General features: G+C 73.3%; 14 protein-coding genes. 4 read left to right on the top strand and 10 right to left on the bottom strand.

All coding sequences use genetic code 11. The annotated features are described in order from the left end of the window. Window positions 1-353: 353 nt before the first annotated feature. From AB0O19_RS09500 to rsmH, 10 genes are all read right to left on the bottom strand, one after another. Window positions 354-1,130, bottom strand: coding sequence for an FtsQ-type POTRA domain-containing protein (locus tag AB0O19_RS09500; protein WP_363582922.1), 777 nt, complete (start codon window positions 1,128-1,130; stop codon window positions 354-356). Further along, window positions 1,123-2,229 carry an undecaprenyldiphospho-muramoylpentapeptide beta-N-acetylglucosaminyltransferase gene (gene murG / locus AB0O19_RS09495; RefSeq protein ID WP_063347235.1) on the bottom strand — a complete coding sequence of 369 codons (1,107 nt, stop codon included), beginning with the start codon at window positions 2,227-2,229 and terminating at the stop codon, window positions 1,123-1,125. Before murG ends, AB0O19_RS09500 begins: the two co-directional genes overlap by 8 nt. 6 nt (window positions 2,230-2,235) lie before the next feature. After that, complete coding sequence (gene ftsW, locus AB0O19_RS09490; protein ID WP_350884436.1) at window positions 2,236-3,501, bottom strand: putative lipid II flippase FtsW; 1,266 nt, start codon at window positions 3,499-3,501, stop codon at window positions 2,236-2,238. 173 nt (window positions 3,502-3,674) lie between these two features. Further along, complete coding sequence (murD, locus tag AB0O19_RS09485; RefSeq protein ID WP_363582924.1) at window positions 3,675-5,162, bottom strand: UDP-N-acetylmuramoyl-L-alanine--D-glutamate ligase; 1,488 nt, start codon at window positions 5,160-5,162, stop codon at window positions 3,675-3,677. Then, a complete protein-coding gene (gene mraY / locus AB0O19_RS09480) occupies window positions 5,159-6,220 on the bottom strand; it encodes a phospho-N-acetylmuramoyl-pentapeptide-transferase (protein ID WP_363618878.1) in 1,062 nt (353 codons plus the stop codon). The genes murD and mraY overlap by 4 nt, the downstream gene beginning before the upstream one ends. Continuing rightward, the gene (gene murF / locus AB0O19_RS09475) at window positions 6,220-7,623 is read right to left on the bottom strand and encodes a UDP-N-acetylmuramoyl-tripeptide--D-alanyl-D-alanine ligase (protein ID WP_363618877.1); all 1,404 of its coding nucleotides are present in this window, start codon (window positions 7,621-7,623) and stop codon (window positions 6,220-6,222) included. The genes mraY and murF overlap by 1 nt, the downstream gene beginning before the upstream one ends. Continuing rightward, window positions 7,620-9,185, bottom strand: coding sequence for a UDP-N-acetylmuramoyl-L-alanyl-D-glutamate--2,6-diaminopimelate ligase (locus AB0O19_RS09470; protein ID WP_063347240.1), 1,566 nt, complete (start codon window positions 9,183-9,185; stop codon window positions 7,620-7,622). Before AB0O19_RS09470 ends, murF begins: the two co-directional genes overlap by 4 nt. A gap of 93 nt (window positions 9,186-9,278) precedes the next feature. Continuing rightward, window positions 9,279-11,468, bottom strand: a complete 2,190-nt coding sequence (locus AB0O19_RS09465; RefSeq protein ID WP_363618876.1) for a penicillin-binding protein 2 — start codon at window positions 11,466-11,468, stop codon at window positions 9,279-9,281. Then, window positions 11,465-11,959 (bottom strand): hypothetical protein, encoded by a 495-nt coding sequence (locus AB0O19_RS09460; protein WP_363582930.1) that lies wholly within the window; start codon window positions 11,957-11,959, stop codon window positions 11,465-11,467. The genes AB0O19_RS09465 and AB0O19_RS09460 overlap by 4 nt, the downstream gene beginning before the upstream one ends. Before the next feature lie 133 nt (window positions 11,960-12,092). Beyond that, window positions 12,093-13,067 (bottom strand): 16S rRNA (cytosine(1402)-N(4))-methyltransferase RsmH, encoded by a 975-nt coding sequence (gene rsmH / locus AB0O19_RS09455; RefSeq protein ID WP_363618875.1) that lies wholly within the window; start codon window positions 13,065-13,067, stop codon window positions 12,093-12,095. 563 nt (window positions 13,068-13,630) lie between these two features. On the opposite strand from rsmH, the gene AB0O19_RS09450 reads away from it, so the two are divergent. The 4 genes from AB0O19_RS09450 (at window position 13,631) to AB0O19_RS09435 (ending at window position 19,260) form a co-directional block, all read left to right on the top strand. Then, window positions 13,631-14,173, top strand: a complete 543-nt coding sequence (locus AB0O19_RS09450) for a carbonic anhydrase (RefSeq protein ID WP_063347243.1) — start codon at window positions 13,631-13,633, stop codon at window positions 14,171-14,173. A gap of 374 nt (window positions 14,174-14,547) precedes the next feature. Then, complete coding sequence (locus AB0O19_RS09445) at window positions 14,548-15,492, top strand: MoxR family ATPase (RefSeq protein WP_363619072.1); 945 nt, start codon at window positions 14,548-14,550, stop codon at window positions 15,490-15,492. Window position 15,493: 1 nt separating this feature from the next. Beyond that, entirely contained in the window at window positions 15,494-16,810 is a 1,317-nt protein-coding gene (locus AB0O19_RS09440) for a DUF58 domain-containing protein (RefSeq protein ID WP_363618874.1), read from the top strand. After that, entirely contained in the window at window positions 16,807-19,260 is a 2,454-nt protein-coding gene (locus AB0O19_RS09435) for a DUF3488 and transglutaminase-like domain-containing protein (protein ID WP_363618873.1), read from the top strand. Before AB0O19_RS09440 ends, AB0O19_RS09435 begins: the two co-directional genes overlap by 4 nt. The last annotated feature ends 38 nt before the right edge of the window (window positions 19,261-19,298 follow it).

Here is a 19,298-nt window from a genome sequence, read left to right as displayed (position 1 = left end):
TCTCGCCTCGAATTTCCGGGTCGGCCCGACCCGACGGGGGATCGTACCGACGGATGTCGATGGGTAGGGAGCCTGGTTTCCGACTGAATGTCCGAAATGCCGACCGCCGACCCCAACCCTAAACTTGACCTTTAGGGTTAGTCCTGTGCCTCCGTCACATCACCAGGGGGCACAGTCTGGTGACACAGGACACTAGGTGGCTCCAGGCACGTGTTTCAACGAACACGCCGAGCTTCCCCTTTTCTTTTGAGCCTATGTGATCATCGGCCGGCACATGAAACCGGGGTGACCACCAAGGGTCGGGCCGACACTTCACAGCGTCAACCCCTCCCTCAGGCACAGAACCTACCGGATCATCCCGACACCGCCGGCGCCTCCGGCGCACTCACGTCGAAGTTCGAGCCCTTCTGAGCCATCAACGCGACCAGTGTCCGGGCCTTGCGGTCGGTCTGCTCCGGGCTCCCCCAGCGCACCGTCGCACCCCCGCTGAGCTGCAGCTGAATATCGTCGTACGAGTGCACCAGCACCGCTCCGGCCCGCTTCGCCACCTCGGGCGGCAGTCCGGCGGCCACCGACACCGCGCCCTGAACCAGCTGCGAACGGGAGATCACCCCGTCCGCGTCCTTGGCCTGCTGACTGAGCCGCAGTTCCACCACCGGCACCCCCTCCGGCGGGGCCGCCTCGGTGGCGAAGCTCACGCCGGCGGCGTCCACCTGGGTGAACTGACCGTCCTCCCCCTTGACGGCGGCCACCGCCGTGCGCTGGACGACCTTCACCCGCAGGGTGTGCGGCCAGCCCCGCCACACCTCGGCCTTCGCCACCCGGGGGATCGCCTCCACCCGGCGCTGGACGGCGTCCAGGTCCACTCTGGCCAGCGGGCCGTCACCGATCCCGCCGATCGCCTCGCGGACCTGGTCCGCCGTCAGCTTCTCGTCCTTCGGCCCCTGGACCGCGACCTCGCGCACGTCCAGCACCGAGGAGAAGAACACCACCCAGGCCAGCACGCCCAGCACCGCGGCGCCGAGCACGCTCAGCACCACGATGCCCCGCCGGGAGAGCCGGAGCCGAGGAGCGGACTCCTCGGCCTCCAGCTCTTCCTCCAGCGGGTCGGCGAGCCGGCCGTCAGCCACGGCGGCGGCCGCCGCGGGAGGCCTGGATCGCCTCGTAGACCATGCCGACCAGCAGGTCGTCGGCGTCCCGGCGGCCGAACTCGGCGGCGGCCCGGCTCATGTCCCACAGCCGCTGCGGGTCGGTGAGCACCGGCAGCACGTTCTGCAGCACCCACTCCGGGGTCAGCTCGGCGTCGTCCACCAGCAGGCCGCCGCCGGCCTTGACCATCGGCTGGGCGTTCAGCCGCTGCTCGCCGTTGCCGATCGGCAGCGGGACGAACGCGGCGGGCAGCCCGACGGCGGCCAGCTCGGCGACGGTCATGGCGCCGGCCCGGCAGAGCATCAGGTCCGCCGCCGCGTAGGCGAGGTCCATCCGGTCGACGTACGGCACCGCGCGGTACGGCGGCATCCCGGGGATGTCCTCGACCTGCGGCAGCTCGTTCTTCGGGCCGACGGCGTGCAGGATCTGCACGCCGTACTGCTGGAGCCGCGGGGCGATCGCGGTGACCACCTCGTTGAGCCGGCGCGCGCCCTGGGAGCCGCCGGAGACCAGCAGGGTGGGCAGCCGCTGGTCGAGGCCGAAGTAGTGCCGGGCCTCCGGCCTGGCGGCGCCCCGGTCCAGGGTGGCGATGGTCCGGCGCAGCGGGATGCCGATGTACCGGGAGTCGCGCAGCTTGCTGTCCGGCGTGGAGACCGCGACGAAGTCCGTGTAGCGGGCGCCGATCTTGTTGGCCAGGCCCGGACGGGCGTTCGCCTCGTGCACCACGATCGGCACGCCGGCCCGCTTGGCGGCCAGGTAGGCGGGCATCGCGACGTAGCCGCCGAAGCCGACCACGGCGTCCGCGTTGACCCGCTCGATGATCTCCTGGGCGGCCCGGACGGTGCCGCGCAGCCGGCCGGGGACGGTGATCAGCTCGGGGGTGGGCTTGCGGGGCAGCGGGACGGCCGGAATCAGCTCCAGCTGGTAGCCGCGTTCCGGCACCAGCCGGGTCTCCAGTCCGCGCTCGGTTCCCAGGGCGGTGATCCCGATGGACGGGTCGTGCCTGCGGAGGGCGTCCGCGAGGGCCAGCGCCGGCTCGATGTGACCGGCGGTCCCCCCGCCGGCGAGTACGACATGCACCGAAATTCACCGCTCCCTGCGTGCCGGCCCCGGGGCCGGGCGCGCTGTGGTTCGTCGTCGTGGCAGCACCCGGGCCAGTCGTCTCCTGATCCGGGAGTTCTTGCTCCGGGCGGCCAGCGCCGCCTTCGCGCCCGAGGTGCTGCGCGCCAGGCACAGCAGCACACCGATCGCGGACATGGCCGACAGCATGGCGGAACCGCCGTAGGAGAACAGCGGGAGCGGGACGCCCGCGATGGGCAGCAGTCCCAGCGCCGACCCCAGGTTGATCATGGCCTGCGCCATGATCCAGGTGGTGGCGGCTCCCGCGGCGTACCTGACGAAGGGGTCCTTCGTACCGATGGCCACACGGATACCCGCGTAGCCTAGTGCCGCGAAGAGACCGATCACCGACAGCGTCCCCACCAGGCCCAGTTCCTCGCCGGTCGCGGCGAAGATGAAGTCGGTGTGCGCCTCGGGCAGCTGGCCCCATTTCTCCACGCCGGCACCGAGACCGGTGCCGAAGCCTCCGCCGAGCGCGAACGAGTACACGCCGTGCAGCGCCTGGAAGCAGGCCCCGTCCGGGTCGGGCTTGGTGACGCCGATGCAGCCCAGGCGCTCCGCCCGGTGCGGGACGGTGATCACCAGCGCGGTGCAGACGACCACGGCCACCCCGACGGTGGCCACGAACAGCCGCAGCGGCGCGCCGACCATCCAGAGCAGCGCGAACAGCATCGCCACCAGGATCATCGAGGTGCCCATGTCGCCGCCGAGCATGATCAGCGCGAGCAGCAGCAGGGCGCCCGGCACCAGCGGGACGAGCAGGTGCTTCCAGGTGGTGAGGGTGCCGGCCTTCTGCTTGCGGGCGAGCAGGTCGGCGCCCCAGAGCACCAGCGCGAGCTTGGCGAACTCCGAGGGCTGGAACTGGAAGAAGCCGAAGTCCAGCCAGTTCTGGTTGCCGTTGATCCGCACCCCGATGCCGGGTACGGCGACCAGCGCGAGCGCGCCGATCACCCCGAACATCACCGGGTAGACGATCACCCGCAGCACCGCCAGCGGCACGGAGGCGAAGCCGATCAGCAGGACCAGGCCGAGGATGGCCGCGATCAGCTGCTTGAGGAAGTAGTACTGCGCCGAGTGGTGCTGGCCCAGGGCGAGGATCTGCGAGGCCGAGAAGACCATCATCAGGCCGAGCACCACCAGCAGCAGCGTCGTGCCGATGACGAGCAGGTAGGGCGTGAGCGGCCGGTCCAGCCAGTACCGCACCCGGTACCGGAAGGCCCGCACCCGGGCCAGCGGTCCGGCCGACTTGTACTTGGTCGTGGTGGCCGAGATCACGCGCCACGGCTCGGCGGCCTCCCGCTCCGGTGCTCCGGAACCCGCCCTGCCCTGCCCAGCCACTCCCCGCTCACTCTCTCTTCACGGCTCACCCGCCGCCGGGCCGCTCCGGCCCGGTACGGCCCTTCGGCTCACTCCCCGCGGTCCGCCAGCTGCCGGACCTCGGCGGCGAAGAGGTCGCCGCGCTCGCCGTAGTTGGTGAACATGTCCATCGAGGCGCAGGCCGGTGCCAGCAGCACCGTGTCACCCGGCCGGGCGAGCGAGGCGGCCGTCCGGACGACCTCCGCCATCGCCACCGCGCCAGTCTGGCCCTCGGCCGCCTCGATCACCGGGACATCCGGAGCGTGTCGCTCCAGCGCCTCCCGGATCAGCGCGCGGTCCTCGCCGATCAGCACGGCGGCGCGCAGCCGCCCGGCCGCGCCCTGGACCAGGTCGTCGAAGGTCGCGCCCTTGGCCAGGCCGCCGGCGATCCAGACGACCGGCCGGTAGGCGGCCAGCGAGGCGGCGGCGGCGTGGGTGTTGGTGGCCTTGGAGTCGTCGATGTAGGTGACCTCGTCGACCACGCCGACCTCGGCGATCCGGTGGGCGTCCGGGCGGAAGGCCCGCAGGCCCTCCCGGACGGCCTTCGGCTCGACGCCGTACGCCCGGGCCAGCGCCGCCGCGGCGAGCGCGTTGGCGATGTTGTGCGGGGCAGCGGGGCGGCGCGCAGCGCCTTCCTCGGAAGGGTGGTGGTGGGCGACGGGTGGGCTGACGTCCTCGACGGTGCCCAGCTCGGCCGCGTTCTTGGCCCGGTCGGCCACGAACGCGCGGTCCACCAGCAGCCCGTCCACCACGCCGAGGTTCGACAGGGCGGGCGCGCCGAGGCCGAAGCCGATCGCCCGGCAGCCCTCCTCGACGTCGGCCTCGCGGACCAGCGCCTCGGTGGCCGGGTCGGCCAGGTTGTACACGCAGGCGACGGTGTTGCCCTGGTAGATCCGGCCCTTGTCGGCGGCGTACGCCTCCATCGAGCCGTGCCAGTCGAGGTGGTCGGGGGCCAGGTTGAGCACGACCGCCGAGTGCGGGCGCAGCGAGGGCGCCCAGTGCAGCTGGTAGCTGGAGAGCTCGACGGCGAGCACGTCGTACGGCTCCTCGGCGAGGACCGCGTCCAGGACCGACACCCCGACGTTGCCGACGGCGGCGGTGCGCTTCCCGGCGGCGGTGAGGATCGAGGCGAGCATCTGGACGGTGGTGGTCTTGCCGTTGGTGCCGGTGACGGCCAGCCAGGGGGCGGGCTCGCCGGTGGCGGGCAGCGGCCGGCGCAGGCGCCAGGCGAGTTCGACGTCGCCCCAGACCTCGATGCCGGCCGCCGCGGCGGCGGCGAACAGCGGGCGGTCGGGCGCCCAGCCGGGCGAGGTGACGACCAGCCGGGTGCCCTCGGGCAGGCTGTCGCCGTCGCCGAGGCGGACGGTGACGCCGAGCGCCTCCAGCTCGGCGGCCCGGGCGGTCAGGCCCGCGCCGCTGCCGCCGTCCACCACGGTGACGCGGGCGCCGAGGCCGTGCAGGACGCGCGCGGCGCTGATGCCGGAGACACCGAGCCCGGCGACGACGACGGGCAGGTTCGCAAAGTCAGGGTTCGTCATCCGGTCCGGTATCCCGCGTAGAAGAGGCCGAGGCCGACGGCCACGCAGAGTCCCTGGATGATCCAGAACCGGACCACGACCAGGACTTCGCTCCAGCCCTTGAGTTCGAAGTGGTGCTGCAGTGGCGCCATCTTGAAGACGCGCTTGCCGGTCATCCGGAACGAGCCGACCTGGATGATCACCGACAGGGTGATGATCATGAAGAGGCCGCCGAGCAGGATCAGCAGCAGCTCGGTGCGCGAGCAGATCGCCAGGCCGGCCAGGGCGCCGCCGAGGGCGAGCGAGCCGGTGTCGCCCATGAAGATCTTGGCGGGCGAGGTGTTCCACCAGAGGAAGCCGAAGCAGGAGCCCATCAGGGCGGCGGCGACCACCGCGAGGTCCAGCGGGTCGCGGACGTCGTAGCAGCTGACGGTCGCGGTGACGGAGTAGGCGCAGCTCTGCCCGTACTCCCAGACGCCGATGAAGGTGTAGGCGCCGAAGGCCATCACCGAGGCACCGGTGGCGAGGCCGTCCAGACCGTCCGTCAGGTTCACGCCGTTGGAGGTCGCGGCGATCATGAAGTAGGCGAAGATGACGAACAGCACGGGGCCGATCGACCAGCCGTAGTCCCGGACGAAGGACAGGTGCTGGGACGCCGGGGTGAGCCCGCGGTCGTCCTGGAACTGCAGCGCCAGCACGGCGAAGGCCAGGCCGACGATGGACTGGCCGGCCAGCTTCGCCTTGGCCCGCAGACCGAGCGAGCGGCGCTTGACCACCTTGATGTAGTCGTCCAGGAAGCCGACCAGGCCCAGACCGGTCGTCAGGAAGAGCACCAGCAGGCCGGAGGCCGTCGGGCTCTCGCCCGTTATCGCCTTGGTCCCGAAGTAGGCGATCAGGGTCGCCATAATGAAGGCGATGCCGCCCATGGTGGGCGTGCCCTTCTTGCTGTGGTGCGCCTTCGGCCCGTCGTCGCGGATGTACTGGCCGTAGCCCTGCCGGGCGAGCAGCTTGATCAGGGCGGGGGTACCGACCAGCGACAGGATCAGGCCGATCATGCCGGAGAAGAGGATCTGCTTCATTACGCGGCCACACCGTCCGAGAGGAGGGCCTCGGCCACCTTCTCCAGCCCCACCGAACGGGACGCCTTCACCAGGACCACATCCCCCGGCCGAAGTTGACTGCGCAGCAGCTCGACCGCCGCGTCCGCGTCGGACACCAGCACCGACTCCTCACCCCACGAACCTTCGTTCCTCGCGCCGAGTTCCATGCAGGCCGCCTCGCGTCCACCGACCGCCACCAGCTTGGTGACGTCCAGTCGGACGGCGAGCCGCCCGATGGCGTCGTGCTCGGCCAGGCTCTCCTCGCCGAGCTCCCGCATCTCGCCGAGCACCGCCCAGGTGCGGCGGCGCTCCGGGCCGCGTCCCCCCATCGAGACCAGCGCCCGCAGCGCGGCCCGCATCGAGTCGGGGTTCGCGTTGTAGGCGTCGTTGACGACGGTGACACCATCGGCCCGGTCGACGACCTCCATGCGCCAGCGGGACAGCGCACCCGCTTCGCCCAGGGCGGTCGCGGTGTCGTCGACGGACATCCCGAGCTCCACCGCCACCGCAGCGGCGGCGAGGGCGTTCGAGACGTGGTGCTCACCGTACAGGCGCAGCTGCACGGGCGCGGAACCGGCCGGGGTGGTGAGCGTGAAGGATGGCCGTCCGGCGGCGTCCAGCCGAACGTTCGTCGCGCGGACGTGGGCATCCGGGGATTCCCCGAACAGGACCACCTTCGCCCTGGTACGGCCGGCCATCGCGCGCACCAGCCGGTCGTCCGCGTTGAGGATCGCGGCGCCGTCGGCGGGCAGCGCCTCGACGAGTTCGCCCTTGGCCTCGGCGATCGCCTCCTGCGAGCCGAACTCGCCGACGTGCGCGGTGCCGACGTTCAGCACCACGCCGATCCGGGGCGGCGTGATCGAGGTGAGGTACTCGATGTCGCCCTTGTGCCGGGCGCCCATCTCCATGACCAGGTGCCGGGTGCCGGGCTCGACCCGCAGAGCGGTCATCGGGTGGCCGATCTCGTTGTTGAGCGAGCCGGGCGGGTAGACCGTGTCGCCGAGGCGCTGCAGCAGCTGGGCGATCAGGTCCTTGGTGCTGGTCTTGCCGGCCGAGCCGGTCAGCGCGACGACGGCGGTGCCCTCGGCGCGGGCGACCACGGCCCGGGCCAGCTTGCCGAGCGCGTCCACCACACTGTCGACCAGGACGGCGGGCACGCCGACCGGGCGGTCGGCCAGCACCGCGACGGCGCCGGCCCCGACCGCGACGTCCGCGTAGTCGTGGCCGTCCGCGCGCTCGCCGACGAAGGCCGCGAACAGGCCGCCGGGGCGCACCTTCCGCGAGTCGACCTCGACCGGGCCGGTCACCAGGGCGCCGGGGTCGGCGCCGTCCAGGGTGCCCCCGACTGCGGCGGCCACCTCGGCGAGGGTCAGTGCGATCACTGCTGCTCTACTCCTCGGTCGCCCCGGGCGGCCGTGGTCTGCGTGATGGATTCGCGCAGCACCTCCCGGTCGTCGAAGGGGCGGATCTCGTCTCGTACGTACTGGCCAAGTTCGTGGCCCTTGCCGGCCACCAGCACGGTGTCCCCGGCGTGGGCGCGGGCGACGGCGATCCGGATCGCCTCGGCCCGGTCGGGGACGACCAGGACGGTCCCGCGCTCGGCCTCGGGCACCGCGGCGGCGCCGGTCAGCATGCTGGCGAGGATCGCCAGCGGGTCTTCGCTGCGCGGGTTGTCGCTGGTCAGCAGGGCGGTGTCGGCGAGCCGGGCGGCGATGGCGCCCATCGGGCCGCGCTTGTGCGGGTCCCGGTCTCCGCCGCAGCCGACGACGACGTGCAGCCGGCCCTTGGTGACCTCGCGCAGCGAGCCGAGGACGGCCTGGAGGGCGTCCGGCTTGTGCGCGTAGTCGACCACGGCGACGAACGCCTGCCCGGCGTCCACCCGCTCCAGCCGGCCCGGCACGCCGGGCACCGCGGCGACGCCGGCCACGGCCCGCTCCAGCGGCAGGCCGGCGGCGACCAGCAGGGTGATCGCGGCGAGCGCGTTGGCCACGTTGAACGGGCCGGGCAGCGGCACGGCCGCGTCGGCCTCGGCGCCGTCCGGGCCGAGCACCCGGAAGGTGGAGCCGACCGGGCCGAGCTGGACGTCCACGGCCCGCCAGTCGGCCTCGACGGCGCCGGTGGCGGAGAAGGTGGTCACCGGGATCTTGGCCTCGGCGGCCAGCCGGCGGCCGTACTCGTCGTCCACGTTGACCACGCCGTGGCGGGACTTGCCGGGCTGGAAGAGCCGGGCCTTCGCCTGGAAGTAGTCCTCCATGTCCGGGTGGAAGTCGAGGTGCTCGGGGGTGAGGTTGTTGAACAGGGAGACGTCGTACGTCACCCCGTCGGTGCGGCCGTAGACCAGCGCGTGGCTGGAGACCTCCATGGTCACCGCGTCCGCGCCGCGCTCGGCCATCACGCCGAGGATCGCGTGCAGGTCGGTGGCCTCGGGGGTGGTGCGCTCGCTCTTGATCCGCTCGTCGCCGACCCGCATCTCGACGGTGCCGATCACCCCGGGGGCGCGCCCGGCGCCGAGCAGGCCGCCCTCGACCAGGTAGGAGGTGGTGGTCTTGCCGTTGGTGCCGGTCAGCCCGATCATCAGCAGCCGCTCGGAGGGGCGGCCGTAGACGGCTGCCGCGAGCTCGCCCATCCGGGCCCGCGGCCGGTCGACGACCAGCAGCGGCAGGCCGGTGCCGGCCGCCAGCTCGGCGCCGGCCGGGTCGGTGAGCAGCGCCGCCGCGCCCGCCGCCGCGGCCTGGGCCGCGAAGGCCGCGCCGTGGTGGTTGGCGCCGGGGAAGGCCACGTACACGTCGCCGGGGCGCACCGCCCGGGAGTCGTGGGTGACGCCGCTGACGAGGCCCCCCTCGACGGGATCGAGGCCTAGCTGGCGGGCCAGTTCGGCGAGCGGCAGGGCGGCGGTCCCGGCCGGGCGGGGCGGACTCACGGTGATTTGATCGGGTTTCGGCACGGCGGGAAGGCTATCCGCCGAAGGGTGTCCAGGGCCAAACCGGCCCTTCGCCGCGCCGCCGTCCGGCCCGACCCGCTCGTTGCTCATACTCGCTCACGGCTTCCACTCGACGGGCAGGTTGGGCGCCTGGCTGCCGCTGGGCGGGACCTGCATGGTCTTCAGGGTGAACTCCATCACCTGCTTGAACACCGGTCCGCACAGCTGGCCGCCGAAGTGGCCGTTGACCGGCCCCTGGAGGGTGCAGGAGACGGTGTACCGGGGGGCGTCGGCGGGGGCGAAGCCGATGAAGGAGGCGGTGTAACCGTCGTAGCCCTTGCCGTTGGCGGCCCCCCGGTTGGCGGTGCCGGTCTTGCCGGCGACCCGGTAGCCGGGGATGGCGGCCTTGCCGCCGGTGCCCTGCTCGTCGTCGACGACCGACTCCAGCATCGAGGTGAGGGTCTTGGCGGTCTGTTCGCTGACCACCTGGGTCTGCTCGCCCGGCGGGGTCGCGGTGTACTTGCCGTCCGGGCTGGTGGTGCCCTGGACGATGCTGGGCGCGACCCGGACGCCGCCGTTGGCGATGGTCGAGTACACCGAGGTGGCCTGCAGCGCGTTCATCTGCAGCGGGCCCTGGCCGAAGGCGATGTTGTACTTCTCCGAGGCGACCAGGTCCCCCGGCTTCTTGAGCATCCCAGGGGTCTCGCCGGGGAAGTTCAGACCGGTCGGCTGGCCCACGCCGAACTTGCGCATGTAACCGTCCAGCGTCTTGTTGACCTCCGACTGGTCGGCGCCGAGGGTCTCGACCGCCTCGATGGTGCCGATGTTGGAGGACTTGGCCAGCACCCCGGCCAGGGTCAGGTACCAGTCGCCGTGCTCGACGTCGTCCTTGAACTGCTGGCCGGCCCGGACCAGCCGGTTGGGCACGGTGACCTTGGTGTCCCAGTTGGCCTTGCCGGTGTCCAGGACGGCGGCCAGGCTCATCAGCTTGGCGGTGCTGCCCGGCTCGTACGCGTCGACCAGCGCGGCGTTGCCCATCTGGGACTGCTTGGCGGTGCTCAGGTCGTTCGGGTTGAAGCCGGGCGCGGTGGCCATCGCCAGGACCTGACCGGTCTTCACGTCCTGGACGACGACGTAGCCCTTCTCCGCCCCGGAGTTGGCGACCTGGTCGGTGAGCGCCCGCTGGGCGGCCCACTGGATGTCCCGGTTGATGGTCAGCTTCACGTCGGTGCCGGGCACGGCCGGGTCCATCGAGCCCCCGGCGGTGGGCACCAGCCGGCCGCCCGCCTGGGCGTAGCTGCTGTGCCCGTCCTTGCCGGCCAGCTGCTTCTGGTACTGGAGCTCCAGGCCGCCGGCGCCCTCGCCCTCGCCGTTGACGAAGCCGACCAGGTTGGCGGCCAGGCCGTCGGCGGGGTAGATCCGCTTCTGGGTCTCCCGGTTGAACACCCCGGCCAGCGGGTTGGCGCACTCGTTGTCGACCCGGGTGCGTCCGCCCTGGTCGGCGGCCTTGGTCAGCAGCCGCTTCTGGGCCTGGCAGGTCCGCGAGCCGGCCTGCTTCTCCAGGCCCGCCTTGAGGTCGCTGATCTGGCTCTTGGTGGCCGGGGTCTGCTGGGCGGCGAGCCGCTTGTAGCGGGTCTTGGGGGTGTGCAGGTCGGCGGCGATCTTGTCCTTGGGCACGCCGAGGATCGGCGCCAGCAGGGCGGCCGCCTGCTCCGGGGCGTCCGGGATGCCGGTCGCCGCCGGGGTGAACATCGCCGGGTCGGCGGTGATGTCGTACGCGTCGACGGTGGCGGCCAGCGCCACCCCGTCGGAGGACGTTATCGAGCCGCGCTCGGCGGTGATCGGGATGTTCAGGTAGCGGTTGGTGTTGGCGTCGGCGGCCAGCGCGTCGGAGTCCAGCAGCTGGAGCTGCACCAGGCGGCCGGCGAACACCGAGAACACCAGCGACATCACCACGGTGATCACCCGCAGGCGGCGCTTGGGCTCGGCCAGCCGGAGCGCCTTGGGGCGCAGCGGGCGGCGCGGCCGGACGGCGGCCTGGCTCCGGGCCGGCGGGCGGCCCTCGGGGCGGCGCTGCTGCGGTGCCCGGGGCGTACGGGCGGCGGCGGCCTTGGCGGGCTGGCCCTTGGCCGGCTGCCCCTTCGCGGGCTGTCCCTTGACGGGCTGTCCCTTCGCAGGCTGGGCCTTCGCGGGCTGGGCCTTGCCGGCGGACTGGCCGCGCGGCGCGGCCGCGCGGCGCGCGGCGCCCTTGGGCGGCTGGCGGCGGCCGTTGCCGGAGCCTCCGGACGGCTGACGTGGCGTGCTCATCGGCCCGCACCTCCGGTCGACGGCGCGGCCGGGGAGGCCGGGTTGATCTGGACCACGGAGTCACCGGCCGTCGCCGCCGGACTCGGCGCGCCCGGGGGCGCGCTCGCCGGGGGCGCACCCGCCGGGGCGCTCGGCGCCGGCTGCTTCATCGGCCACGGGTCGACCGTCGAGCGCTTGACCGGCGGGCTGTCCTGCGCCGGTCCGGGCGTGCCGATCACCTTGCCGCCGTTCGGGACGTCCAGGAAGGCCATCCCGCCGGCCGGGACCATGCCCAGCTCGGCGGCCCGCCGCGCCAACGCGTCCGGCGCCGAGCTCTGGTCGATCTGGTGCTGGAGGCCCTGCTTCTCGTCGGTCGCCACGGTGGTCTGCTTCTGCAGCCGGGACAGTTCGAAGGAGCCCTCGTTGAGCGCTGTGTTCAGCGCCAGCAGCCCGAGCAGCCCCGCCGCGAGCAGCACCACCACGAGCACCGCGAACGGCGTGCGGCCCCGCACCGGACGCCGCCCCGGCCGGACCGTGATCCGCGCCCTGCCCTGTCCGGGGAACGATCCCCGCCCCGCCCGGACCCCACCGGCCACCGGCCCCACTGCTCTCCTCCGCCCTTCGGACCCCGCCGGGGCCGACGTTTCAGCCCCGCTTGCTACGGTCCCTGATCCTCTCCGCCACCCGCAGCCGTACGGGCGCGGCGCGCCGGTTCTCCTCGATCTCCTCCTCCGTGGCCAGCTCCGCACCACGGGTGATCAGCTTGAGCCAGGGCTGGTGCTCCTCCGGAATGAACGGCAGCCCCGGCGGCGCGGTGTTGGTCGACCCGGCGGCGAAGTACTGCTTCACCAGCCGGTCTTCCAGCGACTGGTAGGACATCACGACCATCCGACCGCCGATCGCCAGTGCCTCCAGCGCACCGGGAATCGCCCGGTCCAGGACCTCCAGCTCGCCGTTGACCTCGATCCGCAGCGCCTGGAACGTCCGCTTGGCCGGGTTCCCGCCGGTCCGGCGGGTCGCCGCCGGAATGGCGTTCCGCACCAACTCGACCAGACGCGCGCTGTTGGTGAACGGTTCCTTCTCCCGCTCCCGGAGGATCACCGAGGCGATCTTCCCGGCGAACCGCTCCTCGCCGTAGACCTTGAGGATCCGGGCCAGGGCACCGTGGCTGTAGGTGTTCAACACCTCCGCCGCGCTGATCCCCCGGGTCTGGTCCATCCGCATGTCCAGCGGCGCGTCCTGCGCGTACGCGAAACCGCGATCGGCCTCGTCCAGCTGCATCGAGGAGACGCCGAGGTCGAACAGGACGCCGTCCACCCGGTCGATGTCCAGGCGCTCCAGCACCTCGGGGATCTCGTCGTAGACGGCGTGCACCAGGGTGACCCGGTCGCCGAAGGGCGCCAGCCGCTCGCCGGAGAGCTTCAGCGCCTGCGGGTCGCGGTCCACCGCGACCAGCCGCACCTCGGGGAACTGGGTGAGCAGCGCCTCGCTGTGCCCGCCGAGGCCGAGGGTGGCGTCCACCACCACCGCCCCGGGGCGCGAGATCGCCGGAGCCAGGGCGTCCATGCACCGCTGCAGCATGACCGGAACGTGCTTGGGGCCCGGATCGTTGGTGGTCATGCGCGGTGGCGCCCTTCCTCAGGTGCGGAGCAGCCCGACGACCGGGAGCTCCGACCATTCTCGCCCACCACTGCACGACGCGACGACGCGGCCCGTGGTCCCCGCCCGCTCCAGGGGGAAGATCGTGACCGCCCGGCGCCGGGGAAGGTGCGCCAGGTGGGCACGGAGCGGGTGGAGGCCACGGGCCGCATCAACCGGGCCACCCGGGCCGGAAAAGCCCGGTTGACGGGATCCGGCGGGTGTGCTCCACTGCGCCGCAAACTCTATCGCGCGGGCCCCGCCAGTCAATGGTCCGCTCCGGCGCACCACCCGGGCGGCGGTACGGATCACCGCAGGTCGCAGCCATGGGAGTGGCCCCGCGGAGGTACCGGCCGGGGGCCCGCGGGAGCGGCCGCGCGCCCCACCCGCGCACCCGCCCCACGGGCGCTCCGGGACCAGCCCGGACAAACCCTCCCGAACGCGTGGAACGGTCCGCCCGTTGTGGCTATGCGCTCGATCACAGCGGCCCGATCTGTAGCTCTCCTCCCCACCGCGGACGCCCGAATCGCACTAACGTCGCCACCATGACAGTGACCCCCGACCGGCCGACGCCGACCGACGCTGCCGACTCCCCGCGACCCGCCATCATCGACCGCTTCGTCACGGACAACCGCGAGTACGCCGTGACCTTCCGGGACGGCGGCATGGACGCCCGCCCGGTCCAGAAGATCGCCGTGGTGGCGTGCATGGACGCCCGCCTCGACCTGTTCGCGGCGCTCGGCCTCGAACTGGGCGACGCCCACGTCATCCGCAACGCGGGCGGCGTCGTCACCGACGACACCATCCGCTCCCTCACCATCAGTCAGCGCGCCCTCGGCACCCGCTCGGTCGCGCTGATCCACCACACCGGCTGCGGCCTGCTCGGGCTGACCGAGGACTTCCGCCGCGAGCTGGAACTGGAGGTCGGCCAGCGCCCGCAGTGGGCGGTGGAGGCCTTCGTCGACCTCGACGGCGACGTCCGCCAGTCCATGCAGCGGGTCCGCACCTCGCCCTTCCTGCTGCACACCGACGACGTCCGCGGCTTCGTCTTCGACGTCCACACCGGGCTCCTGCGCGAAATCCACTGAACCCCGTACCCGCACCACCGCCCCCGCACCGCGCACCGCCCGGCCAACGGCGTCCGGGCATCCGGGGCCGTCCCGAGGGTGACTTCTGGTCACCGGTCAGGGGAGAATGCGCCTGCCGGTCAGACCCCGAACCACCTGGGGCGGCCAGGCCGCAGGCCGCTACCCCGGCACCGGATCCCCGACGGAACCGCCCCCGGGAAGGCCGCGTCAAGCATGGGGTGGGGTCCGGCCTCGGGGTGAGGCGGGCACAGGGTGCCAGGGAGCGTATACGGGTGACGAGCTACAGCGATCAGGCCGGTCTCGGCAGTCCTGCGGGGGGCGGCCAGGGGACGGACGGGTACCACCGGGCCGGACTTCCCGAGCTCGCCGCGGTCGTGGACCGGATCCGCGCCAACATCGAGAGCGTGATCGAGGGCAAGCCGGAGGCCGTCCGGATCGCACTGACCGTCCTGCTCGCCGAGGGCCACCTGCTGCTGGAGGACGTGCCCGGCGTCGGCAAGACCATGCTGGCCAAGGCGCTCGCCCGCTCGGTCGACTGCACCGTCCGCCGCATCCAGTTCACGCCCGACCTGCTGCCCTCGGACGTCACCGGCACCAACATCTACGACCAGCACCAGCGCGACTTCGAGTTCCGCCCGGGCGCGATCTTCGCGCAGATCGTGGTCGGCGACGAGATCAACCGCGCCTCGCCCAAGACCCAGTCCGCGCTGCTGGAGTCGATGGAGGAACGCCAGGTCACCATCGACGGCACCAGCTACGAGCTGCCCTCGCCGTTCATGGTCGTGGCCACCCAGAACCCGGTCGAGATGGAGGGCACCTACCCCCTGCCGGAGGCCCAGCGGGACCGCTTCATGGCCCGCATCTCGATCGGCTATCCCAGCCCCGAGGCCGAGTTCGCGATGCTCGACGTGCACTCCGGCGCCAGCCCCCTGGAGGACCTCCAGCCGGTGGCGCACGCCGCCGACATCCTCAAGCTGGTCGACCTGGTGCGCAGCGTGCACATCGCCGACCCGGTCCGCCGCTACGCCGTCGACCTGGTCGGCGCCACCCGCGCCAGCCACGAGCTGCGTCTGGGCGCCTCGCCGCGCGCCACCCTGCACCTGGTCCGGGCCGCCCGCGCCGCCGCCGCGCTCGACGGGCGCGACTACGTCACCCCGGACGACATCCAGCGCCTGGCCGTGCCCGTCCTCGCGCACCGCCTGATGCCGACCGCCGAGACCCAGCTCAGCCGCCGCACCGCCGAGCAGATCGTGACCGACCTGGTCGCCCGGCTGCCGCTGCCGCGCCCGCAGGGCGGCCCGGCCGTCCGGAGGGGCTGAGGTGGCCCCGTCCGACCCGACGTCAGGACTGCGGGCCGGGCTGCGCGGCCTCACCACCCGGGGGCGCTCCTTCCTCGCCGCCGGCGTCACCGCGGTCGGCTGCGCCTACCTGCTCGACCAGGACGCGCTGCTGCGCGTCGGCGTGCTGCTCGCCGCGCTGCCGCTGGCCGCCGCGCTGGTGGTCGCCAACACCCGCTACCGGGTGGCCAGCGGCCGCCGGCTGAGCCCGCGTCGCGCGGTGGCCGGCCAGGAGGCCCGGGTCCACCTGCGGGTCGACAACGTCTCCCGGGTGCCCACCGGGCTGCTGCTCCTGGAGGACAAGGTCCCGTACGTGCTCGGGCCGCGCCCGCGCTTCGTGCTGGACCGGGTCGAGCCGCGCGGCCACCGCGAGGTCTCCTACCGGGTCCGCTCCGACCTGCGCGGCCGCTACCCGCTCGGGCCGCTCCAGCTGCGGCTGTCCGACCCGTTCGGGATGTGCGAGGTGAACCGTTCCTTCTCCGCCTCCGACGTCCTCACCGTCGTCCCCCAGGTCCAGGCCCTGCCGCACGTGCGGCTGAGCGGCGAGTGGGGCGGCCAGGGCGAGAGCCGTGCCCGCACCCTGGCACTGGCCGGCGACGACGACGTGATCCTGCGCGAGTACCGGCCCGGCGACGACCTGCGCCGGGTGCACTGGAAGTCCACCGCCCGGTACGGCGAACTGATGGTGCGCCGCGAGGAGCAGCCGCAGCGGGCCCGCGCGACCGTCCTGCTGGACACCCGGGAGATCGGCCACCGGGGCATCGGCCCCGCCTCCTCCTTCGAGTGGGCCGTGAGCTGCGCCGCCTCGGTCGCCGTGCACCTGCTGGAGCGCGGCTACCAGACCCAGCTGCTCACCGACACCGGCCAGTGGGTGCCCGGCGCCGGCGGCGGCAACACCGCGGCCGACGCCTCCGGGCTGATCCTGGACGCGCTCGCGGTGGCCGACCTGTCCGACGGCGCCGGCCTCTCCCGCGCCGAGGAGCCGCTGCGCGCCGGCGGCGAGGGACTGCTGGTCGCCGTGCTCGGCGAACTCGACGAGGCGCAGACCGCCCGGCTGGCCCGGCTGCGCAACCGCACCGGCGGGGCCGTCGCGTTCCTCCTCGACACCGGCACCTGGGCGGGCCTGCGGATGCTCGCCCCCGACACCGGCGGCGACGAGTTCCGCAACCGGGTCCGGCAGCTGCGCGAGGCCGGCTGGACCGTCCTGCCGGTCAGCTCCGGGGACTCCGTCCCGGACCTCTGGCAGGCCGCCGACGGCGCCAAGACGACCTCCCCCTACCGAGAAGAGGCCGGCGCGTGACCACCCGGGCCAAACTGACCGTCTACTCGGCGCTGGCCACCGCCCTCGCGTCGCTCTGCCTGACCCCGCTGCTCACCACCAGGAGCTGGGTCACCCACGCCTTCCTGGTGATCGCGGTGATCGCGGCGGTCGGCGCGGGCCTGCGGCGGGCCCCGCTGTACCGCTGGACGGTGCCCGTCGGCCAGCTGCTGGTGCTGTTCCTGCTGATCCTGATCGGCTTCGCCGGCTCCGGCTCGCTGCTGGGCGGCGTGGTGCCCGGGCCGTCCTCGCTGCGCGCCCTGGACCACGTCATCAACTCCGGCCTGGACGACATCCAGGTGTACGCCATCCCGGCGCCGCCCAACCCCGGCCTGCGGCTGATCCTAGTCACCTCGGTCGGCCTGGTCGCCGTCGTGGTGGACACCGTCGCCGTGACGTACCGGCGCTCGGCGCTGGCCGGGCTGCCGCTGCTGGCGCTGTACTCGGTCGGCAACGGGCTCTCCGGAGACCACGGCAGCTGGCTCTGGTTCGCCCTGGCGTCGGCCGGCTACCTGGTGCTGCTGTTCGCCGAGGGGCAGGACCGGGTCTCCCGCTGGGGCCGGGTCTTCCACGGCGGCTCGCGCGACGGGACGAGCTCCGGCCGGGTCAGCCCGGGCGGCCAGCAGGTCGGCGTCCTCGCGCTGGTCGCGGCGCTGCTGCTGCCGGTCGTCCTGCCGCACTGGGACTCCGGCCTGCTGAGCCCCGACTCCGGCGGGTCCTCGGGCAAGAGCTCCATCGGGTCGGCCACCAGCCTCGACCCGCTGGTCAGCCTGGAGTCGGCGGTCACCAAGCCCACCAACAACGAACTGCTCAGCTACACCCTGGACAGCGAGATCGCCGACCAGATCTACCTGCGCACCGGGGCGCTGGACCAGTTCGACGGCACCAACTGGCGGCTCGGCAGCACCACGGTCAACGACCTCCCGTCCTCCTTCCCCGCCCCCGAGGGCCTGCGGGACGCCAACCTCCCCCGGATCGAGGGCGACTTCCAGATCAGCGACCGGCTGGAGAAGAGCTGGCTGCCGATGCCCTACCCGGCCGCCTCCGTCCAGGTCCCCAACCGGTCCGACTGGAAGCTCGACCCGCTCACCCGCACCGTCCTGCCGACCAACGACCGGGCGATCCGCAGCCTGCGCTACCACGTCAGCGCGCTGGACGTGCGGCCCACCGCGAACGAGCTGCGCACCGCGTCGACCGCGCCGCAGGACATCCGGGACCACTACACCGGCCTCCCCCAGGACCTCCCGCCGGTCGTCGCGCAGCAGGCCCACGAGGTCACCGCCAAGGCGACGAACGACTACGACCGGGCGATGGCGCTGGTGAGCTGGTTCACCGGCCCGCAGTTCCAGTACGACACCGCGGTCAACGGCGGCACCGGCAGCAACGCGATCGCGGTCTTCCTGCGCGACCGCAAGGGCTTCTGCGTCCACTTCGCCTCCACCATGGCGGCGATGGCCCGCACCCTGAAGATCCCGTCCCGGGTGGCCGTCGGCTTCACCCCCGGCGACGCCAAGGGCGGCAACGTCTACTCGGTGACCGGCCGGATGTACCACGCCTGGCCCGAGCTGTACTTCTCGGGCTACGGCTGGCTGCGCTTCGAGCCCACCCCGAGCCGCGGCGTCCAGCCCCGCTACACCGAGCAGTCCACCACCCCGACCACCGCGCCGACCCAGCAGCCGACCGCCTCCGCGCAGAGCTCGGCGCCGGTCGCGGCGCCGACCGACAGCAAGGACTGCGACGCGAAGCAGCGCCAGCTGGGTGAGTGCGGCGGCAAGAGCAAGGCCGTCAGCAGCGCCGCCGAGGACTCCTGGCTGCTGTCCGGGCAGGTCCTGGGCAGCGCCGCCGTGGTGGTGCTGGTGATCGCGCTGCTGCTGGTGCCGATGCTCTGGCGGTCGGCGCTGCGCCGGCGCCGGCTCGGCTCCGGCGGCCGGCGCGGGCCCGGCGGCGGCCCGGCCGAGCTCACCGACGCCCAGGTGCTGGCCGCCTGGGACGAACTGATCGACTCCGCCTGGGACCTCGGCATTCCCCCGGACGAGTCACGCACCCCGCGCTCGGCCGCCCGGCGGATCACCGAGAAGGCCGAGCTGGACGCGGACTCGGCGGCGGCCGCCGGGCGGCTGGCGCTGGCCACCGAACGGGTGCTCTACGCCCCGGCCGGCCAGGTCACCACCGCCCCGCTGTCGGCCGACGTCCGGACCGCCCGGCAGGGCCTGCGGGCCGCCGCCGGCCGGGCCGGGCGGACCAGGGCGGTGCTGCTGCCGCCGTCCTCGGCCCAGCTGTGGTGGCGGATCTCGGACGCCCTGCGGGCGGCCCGGGAGGCGGTCGGCACCAGCGTCGGCCGGGTGTCCGCCGCGGTCACCGGCCCGGTGCGGCGGGTGGTCTCCCGGCGCAAGCGCAAGCCGGAGTCCGAGCAGGCCTCCGGGGAGTCCTGAGCGGGGCCCGGGCGAACGGGCCGTCGCGCGGACGCGGG

It is taken from the genome of Kitasatospora sp. NPDC091276 (genome assembly GCF_040684355.1).
In the GTDB taxonomy this organism is placed as follows: Bacteria; Actinomycetota; Actinomycetes; order Streptomycetales; family Streptomycetaceae; genus Kitasatospora.
The sequence above is the reverse complement of the archived record's forward strand: the minus strand, read 5'-3'. Positions and strand labels throughout refer to the sequence as shown.